Below are 13,234 nucleotides of genomic sequence, written 5' to 3' on the forward strand. Positions count from 1 at the left end.
GAGCGTACGGGACGGCCGGTGCGCGCCTCGACGGCCGCGGTGTCGAAGAAGCCGTTCATGGCGACCGGGGTGGCGATGACGCCGACCTCCCAGTCCCGTTCCTGTGCGGCGGTGATCAGCCTGCCCACGTCCGCGGCGACCCCGGCGGCACAGACGACGACGTAGAGGAAGGGCTTCCCGGCCTGTTCGGTCATCCCGAGACCCTACTGAACGGGGGCCCTGCTGAACGGAATCCCTACTGGAGCGGGAAGGTCTCCCCGCGTTCGGCCTCGGGGCGCGGGCCGTGGATGCGGCGGTCCTTCTCCTCGATGGGCACGTCGTTGATGCTTGCCTCGCGCCGGGTCATCAGGCCGTGCTCGTCGAACTCCCAGAGTTCGTTGCCGTAGGAGCGCCACCACTGGCCGCCGGCGTCCCGGCACTCGTACTGGAAGCGGACGGCGATGCGGTTGCCGTCGAAGGCCCACAGGTCCTTGCGCAGGGCGTAGTCCAGTTCGCGCTCCCACTTCGCGGTGAGGAAGCCGACGATCTCGGCGCGTCCGGTGACGAAGGTGTCGCGGTTGCGCCAGACCGAGTCCTGCGAGTAGGCGAGCGCCACCTTGTGCGGGTCGCGGGTGTTCCAGGCGTCCTCGGCGGCCTGGACCTTCTGCGCCGCGGTCTCGCGGGTGAAAGGGGGCAGGGGCGGGCGGTCGGCGGCCATGGGTTCCTCCTCGGCGGATGGACGGGCAGCGGCGGAGAACGAGCGTTCTCCGGCTCGGCTGCTACCGTAGGAGAACGCTCGTTCTCACGTCAAGGAACGCCGCGCACGAGGAGGTCGTACACCGCATGGCCGTCATGGACAGCGCAGTCGCCCGGGAGCAGGCGCTGGACGCCGCCGAGGAGTTGTTCTACGGGCGGGGCGTCCAGGCCGTCGGCATGGACGACATCCGGGGCGCCTCCGGGGTCTCCCTCAAGCGGCTCTACCAGCTGTTCCCGGCGAAGGAGCAGTTGGTGGAGGCGTATCTGGAGCGGCGGGACGTGCGCTGGCGGAATCGGCTGGCCGCGTTCGTGGCGCGGCGCGAGGATCCCCGGGAGCGGATCCTCGCGGTGTTCGACTGGCTGGAGGAGTGGTTCGGCGAGGACGGCTTCCGCGGGTGCGCGTGGATCAACTCCTACGGCGAGCTGGGCGCCACGTCGCCCCGGGTGGCGGCCCAGGTGCGGGCGCACAAGGATGCCTTCCGGGCCTATCTCGCCGGGCTGGTGGCGGACGCGGGGCTGCCCGGCGCGCTGGCCGGGCAGCTGTTCCTGCTGGCGGAGGGCGCCATGGTCACCGCGGGCATCACCGGGCAGACCGGGCCCGCACGCGAGGCCCGTGAGGCCGCGCGGCTGCTGGTGCGGGCCGGCTGAGCCTCACCCCTCGGCCACGGTGATCGCGCTCACCGGGCAGGCGCGGGCGGCCTCCCGGACCATCGGGTCGCCGCCGCCGTCCTCGCGGCCCGGCAGCAGTGTGCTGAAGCCGTCGTCGTCCTGGGTGAAGACCTTCGGGGCGGCGAGGGCGCACTGGCCGGCGCCGATGCAGACGTCCCTGTCGATCTCGATACGGGTGTCGGTGTGCATGGCCTTGAGCCTCTTACCAGGTCCCGGGGAGTTCCAGCATCCCCTGGATGGTGTCGCCGGGCTTGAAGGGGATCTCCTCGGGCGGGGCGGCCAGGCGCAGTCCGGGCAGCCGGTCGAAGAGGGTGTGCAGGGCGATCTCCAGCTCGGCCCGGGCCAGGTTCTGGCCGAGGCACTGGTGGATGCCGAAGCCGAAGGCGACGTGGTGACGGGCGGGACGGTGCCAGTCGAGGGTGTCGGGGGCGGGGTAGACGTCCACGTCGCGGTTGATGACCGAGGTGGAGAAGACCACGCCGTCACCGGCCCGGATGGTCGTGGAGCCGGCCTCGATGTCCTCCGTGGCCCTGCGCAGCAGCCCGTCCGCGATGGACAGCAGGCGCAGCAACTCCTCGACGGCGTCCGGGAGCAGTCCCGGGTCGGCCCGCAACTCGGCCAGTCGCCCCGGGTGTTGGAGGAGGGTGAAGGTGCCCAGCGAGATCATGTTGGCGGTCGTCTCATGGCCCGCGACCAACAGGATGGTCGCGAACGAGATGACTCCCCGGCGGTCCAGCACGCCCTCGCGCAGCTGCCCGTGGACGAGTTGGTCCAGCACCCCGTCGCCGGGCTCGGACTGCTTCTGCTTGCGGTCGATCAACTCATCGAAGTAGCCGTCCAGTTGATCGCGCGCGTCCTGGACGTCCGTGACCGCGGGGCCACGCAGCAGCCGCCGTGACTGCGCCTCGAAGAAGTCGTGGTCCTCGTACGGGACGCCGAGCAGTTCGCAGATCACCATCGACGGCACGGGCAGCGCGAAGGCGCTCACCAGCTCGGCGGGCGGCCCCTTCTCGGTCATCGCGTCCAGCAGCCCGTCGACGATCCGCTGGATCCGCGGCCGCAGTTCGGCGGCGCGCCGGAGGGTGAAGCTGGGCACCATCATGCGCCGCTGGGCATGGTGCTCGGGGTCGTCGACGCCGAGCAGCGCGACCCTCCGGTTCTTCACCGCCGCGAAGCGCTCGGTGGGCGCCGGGAAGCCGGGATGGCTGCGGTCGGTCGACAGGCGGGGGTCGGCGAGCAGTTGGCGGGCCAGGGCGTGTCCGGTCACCAGCCAGGCGGGACGGCCGTCGTAGAGGGTGACGCGGGCGAGCGGGCGGGCGGCACGCAGGGCGTCGTAGCCGGTGGGCGGGTGGTAGGGACAGGTCCGGTCCTGGGGGAAGGCCACAGGTTCCGTTTCCGTCATGGAAGACCTCGCAGACGATGAGTGCGTCGTGCAGATCCTCATTAGATGCCCGGGGCATCCATGGGGCGACGAACAGTTCGGCCAGATCGGTGACGCGGGGATTCTGGCCGAGGACGCTCGCTCGGGCTCCGGCGGCCCGGCCGCGCTCGGGGACCGGTGGGCTCCTCAGCCGAACGCCCGGCTGACGGCGAGGCCGTCCTCGTGGACGTGGTGACGGGTGATACGGCCGTGCGCCGCCGTGAGGTGCAGCGCGAACCTGGCCTGATAGGGGCGTCCGGTGGGCCTAGCGGTCTGCCGGATCCCGCCGAGTACGACGGCGTGCTCGCCGTCGACCGGGATCCGCTCGATCCGCGTCGCCGCGCGCTCCGGGACGTGCTGGGCGGCCAGTTCCCGGTGATGGGCGGCGGCCTCGGCGCGGGTGGCGCGGTGGCGGATCCAGGGCGTGGCGGCGCGGCCGTGCTCGTCCTCCGGCCGGTTCACCAGCCAGTCGACGTCGGGAGCGTACAGCCCGTGACCGGCGGGGCCATGGTGTGGTTCCGCGGGCGGTGCGATAGGGATGAACCATACGGGCACCTGTGTTGAAGCACAGTGCCAGTCGAGCACCAGAACACGACGATGGGACGGATGCCATGCCTCTCGAGGGTGAGTACGTACCGAGTCCGGAGCAGTGGGTTCGCGATCAGGTGGAGCTGTACGAGAGCTCCGGTGGCACGAAGGGCACGACGCTGATGGACACCGGGATGCCCGTCATCGTGCTGACCACCCGCGGCGCGAAGAGCGGCAAGATCCGCAAGACGCCGTTGATGCGTGTCGAGCACGACGGGCGGTACGCGGTGGTGGCCTCCAAGGGCGGTGCTCCCGAACACCCCGTCTGGTACCACAACGTCAAGGGCGATCCCCATGTCGAGCTCCAGGACGGGCCGGTGAAGCGTGACTACACGGCCCGCGAGGTGACCGGCGCGGAGAAGGACGAGTGGTGGGAGCGCGCGGTCGCGGCCTATCCGCCGTACGCCGACTACCAGAAGAACACCGACCGGGAGATCCCTGTGTTCGTGCTCGAACCGCGCGACGCGAACGGATGACGCGGGCCCGGCCCGGTCGCTGGTGAACCGGGCCGGGAGAAAATCTCGGGGAATTTATCCGGGAGAAGACGCATGGTCCGGTGAGTGCCGGGCACGCGTGCGTCAGGCCCCGCCGCGTTCCCCCGTCGCGGCGGGGCTCTCCCATGCCTCCTCGGCCGGCCGGTCGGTGATGTCGAGGAAGATCTGGTCGGCCTCCGGCACGCTGCTCGCCACGGACCGCTTGATGCGTACGGCGACCTCCTCCACCCGCTCGCTGTCCAGCCCGGGCACCAGGTCGACCCGGGCGGCGACGAGGGCCTTGTCGAGGCCGGTCTTCATGGTGAACAGCGCCTCCACGCTGTCGATCTCGGGCTGTGCCTCCAGCACCTCCCGGATCCGGTCGGCCGACTCCGGGTCGGCGGCCTCCCCGATCAGCTGGTCGCGTGCCTCACGGCCCAGGTGGTAGGCGACGTACACGAGCAGCGCGCCGATCAGGATCGAGGCCGACGCCTCCCAGACCACCTGCCCGGTGACCATGTGCAGCGCCATGCCGACGGCGGCCACCGTCACACCGAGCACCGCCGTGCCGTCCTCGGCGACCACCGTGCGCAGCGCCGGGTCGCGCAGCCCGCCCTTGCCGCCCTGTCGGCGCACCTGGTGCAGGGCCCGCAGCAGGGAGGCGCTCTCCGCGAGGAAGGCGACGCCGAGCACGACGAGGCCCGCCACATAGCCGCTGATCTTCTCCTCGGCGCCGTTGCGGAGTGCCTCGACGCCCTGGAAGAAGGAGAAGCAGCCGCCCATCACGAAGATGCCGACGGCCGCCAGAAGGGACCAGAAGAAGCGCTCCTTGCCGTAGCCGAAGGGGTGGCGCCGGTCGGCCGGCCTTCTGCTGCGGCGCAGCGCGGCCAGCAGGAAGACCTCGTTGAGGCTGTCCGCCACCGAGTGCGCCGCCTCCGACAGCAGAGCCGGCGATCCGGCGATCAGGCCGCCCGCCGCCTTGGCCGCCGCGATCACGAGGTTGGCCGCGAGCGCCACGAGTACCGTGACGCGTGTCCTTCGATCCGCCTGGTTGTCCGAGGATGTCCTACTCACCTTCGCCGACTGCCCCTGACGGTTGGGATCACACCGTGCGGGCGGCCGAATTCGGGGAACGCGGTTGTCAGAGCACCGGCGCAGTGGGAGGAGGAGGCATGGGTGGGGGCAATGAGGCGTACGGCACGAAGCCCTTCAAGCGGTCCAAGAGCCATTTCACGGACCGGATCACCGCGGACGGCCGGGACGGCTGGCCCGTGGAGGCGGGGCGTTACCGGCTGGTGGTCAGCCGTGCCTGTCCGTGGGCGAGCCGTGCGGTGATCTCGCGCCGGCTGCTGGGTCTGGAGGGCGCGCTGTCGATGGGCATCGCCGACCCGATCCAGGACGACCGCAGCTGGCGCTTCACCCTCGACCCCGACGGACGTGACCCCGTCCTCGGCATCCACTTCCTCAGCGAGGCCTACGACCGGCGGGAGAGCGGCTACCCGGGCGGGGTCAGCGTGCCCGCGATCGTCGACGTACCCAGCGGGAAGCTGGTGACCAACGACTACCAGCAGCTCACCCTGGATCTCGCCACCGAGTGGACGGCCCTGCACCGCCCCGGCGCGCCCGACCTGTATCCGCAGGCCCTGCGCGACGAGATCGACACGGTGATGGCGGACGTCTACGAGGACGTCAACAACGGTGTGTACCGGGCCGGTTTCGCCACCGACCAGGAGGAGTACGAGGCCGCCTGCGCCGGGGTGTTCCGGCGGCTGGAGCTGCTGGTGCCGCGGCTGGAGCGGCAGCGCTATCTGGTCGGGGACACGATCACCGAGGCGGACATCCGGCTGTTCACCACGCTGGTGCGGTTCGACGCCGTCTACCACGGCCACTTCAAGTGCAACCGCTGGAAGCTCACGGAGAATCCGGTGCTGTGGGCCTACGCCCGCGACCTCTACCAGACGCCCGGCTTCGGTGACACCGTCGACTTCGATCACATCAAACGCCACTACTACCAGGTGCACACCGGTATCAACCCGAACCGGATCGTGCCCTTGGGCCCGGACCCGTCCGGCTGGCTGACGGCCCATCACCGCGAGGAGCTGGGCGGCCGGCCGTTCGGTGACGGCACGCCGCCGGGACCCGTGCCGGCAAACGAGCGGGTCGCTGCGACCGGGCGCCCCTGACGACGAAGGAGTAGGACATGGCCAAGAAGAAGAAACTGAAACTGCCCCTCGCCTACAAGCCGCTCGGTTTCGCGCTCGGCTGGGTGAGCGGATCCCTCGCGGGGCTCGCCTTCCGCAAGACGTGGATGGCGATCCGGCACGAGGAGGACGCGCCCGACGCGCTGGACAAGGACCGCGGCTGGGGGGAGATCCTGCTGGCCGCCGCGGTGCAGGGCGCGATCTTCGCGGTGGTGCGCAGTGCGGTGGACCGCGGCGGGGCCAAGGCCATCGAGCGCTCGACGGGCGTCTGGCCGGCCGCCGAGGACGGCGGCCGGGACTGACGCGGCCCCTGTGCCTCAGCCCTGCTTCGGGGCTGTCGGCGTGGTGCGGCGCAGGGTGAAGGAGTGGCCGGCCGGGTCGGCGTACCCGCGTTCCTCGTACGGCCCGGCGGCGTCCTTGGTCTCCAGCGGGCGCCCGCCGAGCTCCACCACCTTGCGCTCGGCGGCGTCCAGGTCCGTCACGACGAAGTCGAGATGGGCCTGGAGCGAGTTCTCCGGGCGCGGCCAGCTCGGCGGTGTGGCGTTCACATCGCGGCGGAAGGCCAGCCGGGAGCCGTCGGCGCTCCTGATCTCCACGCGGTTGGCGGTCGCGTCCGTCTCCTCCGCCTCCAGCAGTTCCTTGTAGAACACGGCGAGCTTCTCGGGCTCGGCACAGTCGAGCACCACGTAACCCGCTTCGACCAGTGGCATGTCTCCTCCGAAGGGTCCCGGGCGCGGGGCAGGTCGTGTCCCGCCGCCCTCACCCTCTCGGATATCCCGCGCCCGCCGATTCAGTCGGCGACCAGCCACTCCCCGTCCCGCATCACCTCCCGTCCCTGGAGCTCGTCGGCCTCCCGCCAGGCCTGGATGCGGCTCGGCCGGACGCGGAAGTACAGGTAGGGCGTGGAGAGTTGCCGCGGGTCGAAGCCCGTCCTGGCGGCGAAGAGGTCGCCCTCCTCCGGGCTCAACTCGGCCTGGGACACGGTCAGGACGGTGCCCTCGACCATCACGACGTCCCGGGTGGGTCCGATCCCGAGGCGCGCGGTGCCGGTCGCCCGCAGGTTGCGGCCGGTGGGGCTCGCGGCGGGGGTCGCGAACAGCAGGCTCTCGCCGTCCCAGCGGTAGGAGAGCGGTACGAGGTACGGCGCTCCCCCGTCGGCGCCGGCGCTGGCGACCCAGGCGTCGACGTCGTTCTCCAGCCGGTGCAGGGTGTCCTTCTTGCGCTGCTCGGGGGTGCGTGGGGCGGGTGCGGTCATGGTGCGGGGCCTCCTCGCGGTCCTGGTCACCTGGCCAGTGTGGTCGGAGATCGTCTCCGGCGCCTTTCTTTCCGCGAGCCGGGCCGCCGCCGCGTCCAGCACCCGGCGGCACGCTGCAGGAGGGGGCGATGCAGTTCGCCGGACGGCTCGCCCCGCCGGCCACCGCGGCCGACCGGCTGGCGGCGCTGCTGCACGGCGCGACGGTAATCATCCAGCCGTTGTGGGCCGCGCACGAACCGCAGATGGAGGAGCTGACCATCCCCTTCCCCCGACGCCGACGGCGCACCGGCGTTCCTGCCCGCCGAACGGCTCTCCCTCAAGTGATCCCTTCGCCGGGCCGCCGGAGGTGCCGGCCTGTTGTCGCCGGCCGACAATCCGCGGGTCCACGACTGTGCGCCGGTGATAAGCCCCGCCGTATTACCGGCGGGTATCGTCGCCGGATGCCGAAGAGAGCCGCTGTGACCGAGGACGATCCGGGCGGCCCGTTCAACGCCCTGCCACCGGACCTGCACCGCCATCTCAGACCCTTCTTCGCCGACATCACGGAGGAGGTCGTACGGGCGATCCAGACCGAGATCCCCGAGTACGCGCGGCCCGCCGACGACACGTATCTGCAGGGGGTGCACCGGGGTGTGGACCACGCGCTGCGGGGGCTGCTGGAGCGGATGGCCGAGCCGGACACGGACTGGGAGCCGGTGAAGGCGACGTACCGGCGCATCGGTCGCGGGGAGGCGGAGGAGGGCCGCAGCCTCGACTCGTTCCAGTGGGCGCTGCGCCTCGGCGCCCGGGTCACCTGGCGGCGGGTGAACGCGCTGGTCGACGCGGACCTGCTGCCGCGCAACGTACTGGCGGCGTTCGGCGAGGCGCTGTTCCTGCACCTGGACGAGATGGCGGCCGCGACCACGGCGGGGTACACGGAGGCGCGGCTGCGCGAGGCCGGCGAGCTGCAGCAGCGCCGGTCGCGGCTGGTCGACCTGCTCACGGCCGATCCCCCGGCCTCCGCCGAGGCCATCGCGGAACTGGCGCACGGCGCGCGCTGGCCGGTGCCGCGGGCGCTGGCCGTCGTCGCGGTCGACCAGGGGCCGCGGCGCGGCCGGCAGCCCATCGTGGCGCCGGAGTTCCTGTCCCGCTTCGATGTCAGTCCGGCCGTGGTGGTGGTGCCGGATCCGGAGGGCCCGGGCCGGGCGCGGGCGGTGGCCGCGGCCCTGCACGGGCTGCGGGCTGCTATGGGGCCGACGGTTGCCCTGCACGAGGGTGCGCGGTCGCTGCGCTGGGCCGCCCAGGCGCTCGACCTGGTCCGCCGTGGTGTGCTCACCGACGAGGGGATGGTGCGCTGCCAGGACCACCTGGCGACCCTGCTGCTCCTGCGCGACGACACCCTGATCGACGCCCTGGCCGCGCAGCGGCTGCGGCCGCTGGGCCGCGTCCGCCCGCCGCAGCGCGAGCGTCTCGCCGAGACCCTGCTCAGCTGGCTGCAGTGCGGGCACAACGCGAGCGAGGTCGCGGTGCGGCTGGCCGTGCACCCGCAGACGGTGCGCTATCGGATGCGGCAGCTGGACGATCTCTTCGGCGCCCAACTGCACGACACGGCGGCCCAGTTCGAGATGCAGCTGGCCCTGCGGGCACTGGAGCTGCGCGGGGGCACCGTCACTTCCTGGACGGATGTCCAGCTATAGTGGACACCTGTCCAGGAAGTTGGTTCGGAGAACTCGGAGCCCGGCAATGCAGACGGTCGCGAACGTGCTGGTCGGCCTGGTGGCCGCCCTGCACGCCTACATCCTCGTGTTGGAGATGTTCCTCTGGCAGAAGAAGCCCGGCCGGGCCCTGCACGGGTTCGACCGGGAGATGGCGCGGGCGACCGCTCCGATGGCCGCCAACCAGGGCCTCTACAACGGCTTTCTGGCCGCCGGGCTGGTCTGGGGCCTGATCGCGGCGGACCCGACGGGTTACCGTGCCCAGGTGTTCTTCCTCTCCTGCGTCGTGGTCGCGGGCGTCTTCGGCGCCGTCACGGCCAACCGCCGCATCCTGTTCGCCCAGGCCCTGCCCGGCGCGCTCGCCCTGGCCGCCGTGCTGATCGCACGGTGACCCGGCCGGCGCCCGAGGACCCGCGGGCCGCGCGCACCCGGGCGCGGCTGCGCCAGGCCCTGCTCGCGGAGTGCGCCGAACGCCCGCTCGCGGAGGTGGGGGTGGCGGCGCTGGTGCGGAGGGCCGGGGTCGGCCGGGCGACGTTCTACGTCCACTACGCCGACCTGGAGGCCCTGGCGGTCGACGCCTGCGCGGATGTCGTACGGGAGGCCGTGGAGGCGCTGCACTCCTGGGCGGGCCGCCCCGACCCGGTCCACGCGCCGCCCGCGCTCGGGGAGTTCTTCGCCTCGCTCACCCCGCACGCCGGTCTGTACCGCGAGTTGCTGACCCCGGGCGGCGGCGGTCCGCTGGGCCGGGTGCTCCACCGGGATCTGCGCGCCTTCAGCCTGCGCGAGCGTGAACGCGCGGGCGCGGCGGACGCCCCGCTGGTCGCCTCGGCGGTGGCCGCCACCTTCGCCGGGGTACTGGCGGACTGGCTGCACGGCCTGTTGGACGCGGACGCGGCTGCGATCGCCGATCAGGTGTGGCAGCTGCTGGTGGCGCTGCACGCCAGCCGCTGAGCGCCGAGCCGGAAGCACCGCGATGTGACGATCGGCTGTCACCCGACCTGCTCAGCCGACGGCCGCCGCCTGGAACGTGCGCCGGTACGCCTGTGGCGACACCCCGATCGCGGCGTGCAGATGCTGGCGCAGGGAGGCACCGGTGGCGAAGCCGACCTGGCCGGCGATCTGGTCGACGGGCAGATCGCTGGACTCCAGCAGGTGCCGGGCGCGGGCGACGCGCTGCTGGATCAGCCACCGGCCCGGGCTCAGGCCCACCTCGTCGTTGAAGCGGCGGGCGAAGGTGCGCAGGCTCATCCGGGCGTGCGCGGCGAGGTCCGCCAGGGTGAGCGGTTCGTCGAGGTGCTCCAGGGCCCACGCGCGCGTGGCGGCCGTGCTCGCGGCGCCGCTTTCCGGCACCGGCTGCTCGATGTACTGGGCCTGGCCGCCGTCCCGGAACGGGGGGACGACACAGCGCCGGGCCACGGCGTTCGCCAGTTCGCTGCCGTGGTCGGTGCGCACGATGTGCAGACAGACGTCGACACCGGAGGCGGCACCGGCCGAGGTGAGGATGCGGCCGTCGTGCACGAAGAGGACGTCGGGGTCGAGGTCGATGTGCGGATAGCGGCGCCGGAAGGCGTCGGTGACCTGCCAGTGCGTGGTGGCCCTGCGGCCGTCGAGCAGGCCGGCCGCGGCGAGCACGAAGGCGGCGGTGCAGATGGAGACGATCCGGGCGTCCGGGCGGATCCGGGCGAGCGCGGCGGCGACCTCGGCGGGCAGCTCCGCGGGGATGTGCGAGGGCGTCATGGAGGCGACCACGACCGTGTCGGCCGTGGCCAGGATCTCGGGTCCGTGCTGCACGCCGATGGTGAAGTCGGCGCAGCTGCGCACCGGTTGGCCGTCGACGCTGCACGTCAGCACCTCGTACCGGCCGTCGGCCGCGCCGAAGATCCGGCTGGGGATGCCCAGCTCGAAGGGGTACACACCGTCCAGGGCCAGCACCACGACCCGTTCCACCCGCCGCTGATCACTCATGGCACGATCCTATCGAAGGTTGGCAATCGTGCCATTTTCCTGGCGGGCGGACCCCGGCAGGCTGGTTCACCATGAGCGATGTGAAGACGATGCGAGCCATCAGCCAGGACGTCCTCGGCGGTCCCGAGGTCCTCAGGGAAGTGGAGTTGGAGCGGCCCGAGCCGCGTACGAACGAGGTGCTGGTGCGCGTGCGCGCGGCCGGCGTCAACCCGACCGACTGGAAGCACCGCGCGACCGGCGGGTTCCTGGGCGAACCGCCCTTCGTCCTGGGCTGGGACGTGTCCGGCGTGGTCGAGGCGGTCGGGGTGGGCGTGGCCCGCTTCCAGCCCGGCGACGAGGTCTTCGGCATGCTGTCGTACCCGTTCGGCCACGGCTCGCACGCCGAGTACGTCACCGGTCCGGCCCGCTGGTTCGCGCACAAGCCGGCCTCGATCGACCACGTCCAGGCGGGTGCGCTGCCGCTGGTGTCGCTGACCGCATGGCAGGCGCTGGTGGAGTACGCGGAGGTACGACCGGGGCAGCGGGTGCTGATCCACGCGGCGGCCGGCGGGGTCGGACATGTGGCGGCGCAGATCGCCAAGGCGCGCGGCGCGTACGTGATCGGCACGGCCAGCGCGGGCAAGCACGAGTTCCTGCGCGGCATCGGTGTCGACGAGGCGATCGACTACCGGGAGACGGACTTCGCCGAGGTCGTGAAGGACGTGGACGTCGTCCTGGACACGATCGGCGGCGACACCTCGACGCGTTCACTGCGCGTGCTGCGCCCGGGCGGCATCGTGGTGTCGATCCTGCCGGTGGGTTCGAGCGACTTCCACGAGGAGGCCGAGCGGCTCGGTGTCCGGGCGCTGCGGATGCTGGTGGACGCCTCGCACAGCGGTATGGCGGCGATCGCGGCACTGGTGGAGGCGGGGAAGTTGAGCGCCACGATCGCCGGCACCTTCCCGCTGGCCGATGCCGCCGAGGCACACAGGCTCGGCGACACCGGCCGGACCACGGGGAAGCTGGTCCTGACGGTCGACTGAGTCGGACCATCGGGACGGCCGGACGTCAGCTCGGTCGGACCATCGGGACGGTCGGACGTCAGCTCGGTCGGACCATCGGTGCGGTCGTAGGTCAGCTCGGTCAGAACGTCAGCACGGGCTTGATCGCCTTGCCCGCGCCCATGTCCCGCACCGCCTGGTCGATGTCCGCGAACGGATACGTGCTGATCAGGCGGTGCAGCGGCAGCCGGCCCTCCTTGACCAGGCGCACCAGGGAGGGGATGAAGGACTGGGTCTCGGCGTCGCCGAGGGTGAGGCCGACGACCTGCTTGCCGCCCAGCAGCCCGTTGACGTCCAGGGCGACCTCGGTGCCGAAGGGCGGGGCGCCCACGACGACCAGGGTGCCGCGGGCGGCGAGCGCGTCGACGCCCTGGCGCAGGACGGCGACGTTGCCGGTGGTCTCCACGATGCCGTCGGCGCCTTGTCCGCCGGTGATCTCGGCGAGTGCTTCGCCGAGGTCGCTCTCGCCGGCGTTCACGGTGTGCGTGGCACCCAACTCCTTGGCCAGGGACAGCCGTTCGCCGACCCGGTCGACGGCGACGATCCGCGTGGCGGGGGTGAGGGCGGCGGCCATGACGGCGGACAGGCCGACGGCGCCGGCGCCGAGGACGACGATCGTGCTGCCGGTCACCGGCTTGAGCACGTTCCAGACCGCGCCGACTCCGGTCTGCACACCGCAGCCGAGCGGGGCGATCGACTCCAGCGGGACGTCCGCGTCGACCTTGACGAGGCTGCGCTCGTCCACCAGCGCGCGTTCCGCGAAGGAGGACTGGCCGAAGAAGTGGCCGCCCAGCGGCTCCCCGCCCCGGCTGATGGTGCTGCTGCCGTCGGCGCGGCGGCCGCCGATCAGGTTCAGCGGCAGCCAGGTCGCGCAGTACGCGGGGTGGCCGCCGTTGCAGTTGCGGCACTCACCACAGGAGGTGAAGGAGAGCACCACGTGGTCGCCGGGCGCCACACCGGTGACCGCGGAGCCGACGGCCTCGACGACGCCGGCGCCCTCGTGGCCGAGGACCCCGGGCAGCGGGAAGGGCAGGCCGCCGCTCGCGACGCCGAGGTCGGTGTGGCACAGGCCGGTCGCCACCATGCGGACCAGTGCCTCGTGCGGCCCGGGCTCCTCGAGCTCGACCTCGGAGAGGGTGAACGGTGCTCCGCCGGACTCGACGACCGCGGCGCGGGTGGAGATGGACATCGTAC

General features: G+C 72.1%; 17 protein-coding genes and 1 pseudogene. 8 read left to right on the plus strand and 10 right to left on the minus strand.

Going from position 1 to position 13,234, the window contains the following annotated elements; all coding sequences use genetic code 11:
* A pseudogene (locus GRC12_RS07335) lies at positions 1–194 on the minus strand (flavoprotein); the annotation flags it as partial.
* Positions 195–235: 41 nt separating this feature from the next.
* Entirely contained in the window at positions 236–697 is a 462-nt protein-coding gene (locus GRC12_RS07340) for a nuclear transport factor 2 family protein (RefSeq protein ID WP_208778273.1), read from the minus strand.
* Positions 698–831: 134 nt separating this feature from the next.
* On the opposite strand from GRC12_RS07340, the gene GRC12_RS07345 reads away from it, so the two are divergent.
* Positions 832–1,383: a TetR/AcrR family transcriptional regulator gene (locus GRC12_RS07345; protein ID WP_208778275.1), complete on the plus strand. Its 552-nt coding sequence runs from the start codon at positions 832–834 to the stop codon at positions 1,381–1,383.
* Between the two features lie 3 nt (positions 1,384–1,386).
* Here GRC12_RS07345 and GRC12_RS07350 read toward each other — a convergent pair whose 3' ends face one another.
* The 3 genes from GRC12_RS07350 to GRC12_RS07360 all read right to left on the minus strand — a co-directional run bounded on the left by GRC12_RS07350 (position 1,387) and on the right by GRC12_RS07360 (position 3,313).
* A complete protein-coding gene (locus GRC12_RS07350; protein ID WP_208778277.1) occupies positions 1,387–1,593 on the minus strand; it encodes a ferredoxin in 207 nt (68 codons plus the stop codon).
* A 13-nt stretch (positions 1,594–1,606) separates the two neighbouring features.
* On the minus strand, positions 1,607–2,806 hold the full coding sequence (locus GRC12_RS07355) for a cytochrome P450 (protein WP_208778278.1): 1,200 nt from the start codon (positions 2,804–2,806) through the stop codon (positions 1,607–1,609).
* A gap of 165 nt (positions 2,807–2,971) precedes the next feature.
* Entirely contained in the window at positions 2,972–3,313 is a 342-nt protein-coding gene (locus GRC12_RS07360; RefSeq protein ID WP_244372241.1) for a nuclear transport factor 2 family protein, read from the minus strand.
* A 122-nt stretch (positions 3,314–3,435) separates the two neighbouring features.
* On the opposite strand from GRC12_RS07360, the gene GRC12_RS07365 reads away from it, so the two are divergent.
* Positions 3,436–3,888 carry a nitroreductase family deazaflavin-dependent oxidoreductase gene (locus GRC12_RS07365; RefSeq protein ID WP_208778279.1) on the plus strand — a complete coding sequence of 151 codons (453 nt, stop codon included), beginning with the start codon at positions 3,436–3,438 and terminating at the stop codon, positions 3,886–3,888.
* 102 nt (positions 3,889–3,990) lie between these two features.
* Here GRC12_RS07365 and GRC12_RS07370 read toward each other — a convergent pair whose 3' ends face one another.
* The gene (locus tag GRC12_RS07370) at positions 3,991–4,959 is read right to left on the minus strand and encodes a cation diffusion facilitator family transporter (protein WP_308286491.1); all 969 of its coding nucleotides are present in this window, start codon (positions 4,957–4,959) and stop codon (positions 3,991–3,993) included.
* Positions 4,960–5,057: 98 nt separating this feature from the next.
* Between GRC12_RS07370 and GRC12_RS07375 the strand changes: the two genes are divergently transcribed.
* Both GRC12_RS07375 and GRC12_RS07380 read left to right on the plus strand, forming a co-directional pair.
* Positions 5,058–6,068: a glutathione S-transferase family protein gene (locus GRC12_RS07375; RefSeq protein ID WP_208778281.1), complete on the plus strand. Its 1,011-nt coding sequence runs from the start codon at positions 5,058–5,060 to the stop codon at positions 6,066–6,068.
* A 17-nt stretch (positions 6,069–6,085) separates the two neighbouring features.
* The gene (locus tag GRC12_RS07380) at positions 6,086–6,388 is read left to right on the plus strand and encodes a DUF4235 domain-containing protein (protein ID WP_208778283.1); all 303 of its coding nucleotides are present in this window, start codon (positions 6,086–6,088) and stop codon (positions 6,386–6,388) included.
* 15 nt (positions 6,389–6,403) lie between these two features.
* Here GRC12_RS07380 and GRC12_RS07385 read toward each other — a convergent pair whose 3' ends face one another.
* Positions 6,404–6,796, minus strand: a complete 393-nt coding sequence (locus GRC12_RS07385; RefSeq protein ID WP_208778285.1) for a VOC family protein — start codon at positions 6,794–6,796, stop codon at positions 6,404–6,406.
* An 80-nt stretch (positions 6,797–6,876) separates the two neighbouring features.
* Positions 6,877–7,341 carry a pyridoxamine 5'-phosphate oxidase family protein gene (locus GRC12_RS07390; protein WP_208778287.1) on the minus strand — a complete coding sequence of 155 codons (465 nt, stop codon included), beginning with the start codon at positions 7,339–7,341 and terminating at the stop codon, positions 6,877–6,879.
* A gap of 440 nt (positions 7,342–7,781) precedes the next feature.
* Between GRC12_RS07390 and GRC12_RS07395 the strand changes: the two genes are divergently transcribed.
* Genes GRC12_RS07395 through GRC12_RS07405 form a run of 3 tightly spaced genes read left to right on the plus strand, consistent with a single transcriptional unit; the run spans position 7,782 to position 9,986 of the window.
* Positions 7,782–9,017 (plus strand): PucR family transcriptional regulator, encoded by a 1,236-nt coding sequence (locus GRC12_RS07395; protein ID WP_208778289.1) that lies wholly within the window; start codon positions 7,782–7,784, stop codon positions 9,015–9,017.
* A gap of 46 nt (positions 9,018–9,063) precedes the next feature.
* Positions 9,064–9,426, plus strand: a complete 363-nt coding sequence (locus GRC12_RS07400; RefSeq protein WP_208778290.1) for a DUF1304 domain-containing protein — start codon at positions 9,064–9,066, stop codon at positions 9,424–9,426.
* Complete coding sequence (locus GRC12_RS07405) at positions 9,423–9,986, plus strand: TetR/AcrR family transcriptional regulator (protein WP_208778293.1); 564 nt, start codon at positions 9,423–9,425, stop codon at positions 9,984–9,986. Before GRC12_RS07400 ends, GRC12_RS07405 begins: the two co-directional genes overlap by 4 nt.
* 51 nt (positions 9,987–10,037) lie before the next feature.
* Here the strand turns inward: GRC12_RS07405 and GRC12_RS07410 are convergent, their stop codons facing one another.
* Positions 10,038–11,000, minus strand: coding sequence for a GlxA family transcriptional regulator (locus GRC12_RS07410; protein WP_208778296.1), 963 nt, complete (start codon positions 10,998–11,000; stop codon positions 10,038–10,040).
* A gap of 71 nt (positions 11,001–11,071) precedes the next feature.
* Here GRC12_RS07410 and GRC12_RS07415 point away from each other — a divergent pair, with 71 nt between their 5' ends.
* Complete coding sequence (locus GRC12_RS07415; protein ID WP_208778298.1) at positions 11,072–12,022, plus strand: NADP-dependent oxidoreductase; 951 nt, start codon at positions 11,072–11,074, stop codon at positions 12,020–12,022.
* Between the two features lie 100 nt (positions 12,023–12,122).
* On the opposite strand, the gene GRC12_RS07420 is transcribed toward GRC12_RS07415, so the two are convergent.
* A complete protein-coding gene (locus GRC12_RS07420; RefSeq protein ID WP_208778300.1) occupies positions 12,123–13,229 on the minus strand; it encodes an NAD(P)-dependent alcohol dehydrogenase in 1,107 nt (368 codons plus the stop codon).
* Between the last annotated feature and the right edge of the window lie 5 nt (positions 13,230–13,234).

Source organism: Streptomyces griseorubiginosus (genome assembly GCF_017614965.1).
GTDB classification, from domain to species: Bacteria; Actinomycetota; Actinomycetes; order Streptomycetales; family Streptomycetaceae; genus Streptomyces; species Streptomyces griseorubiginosus_B.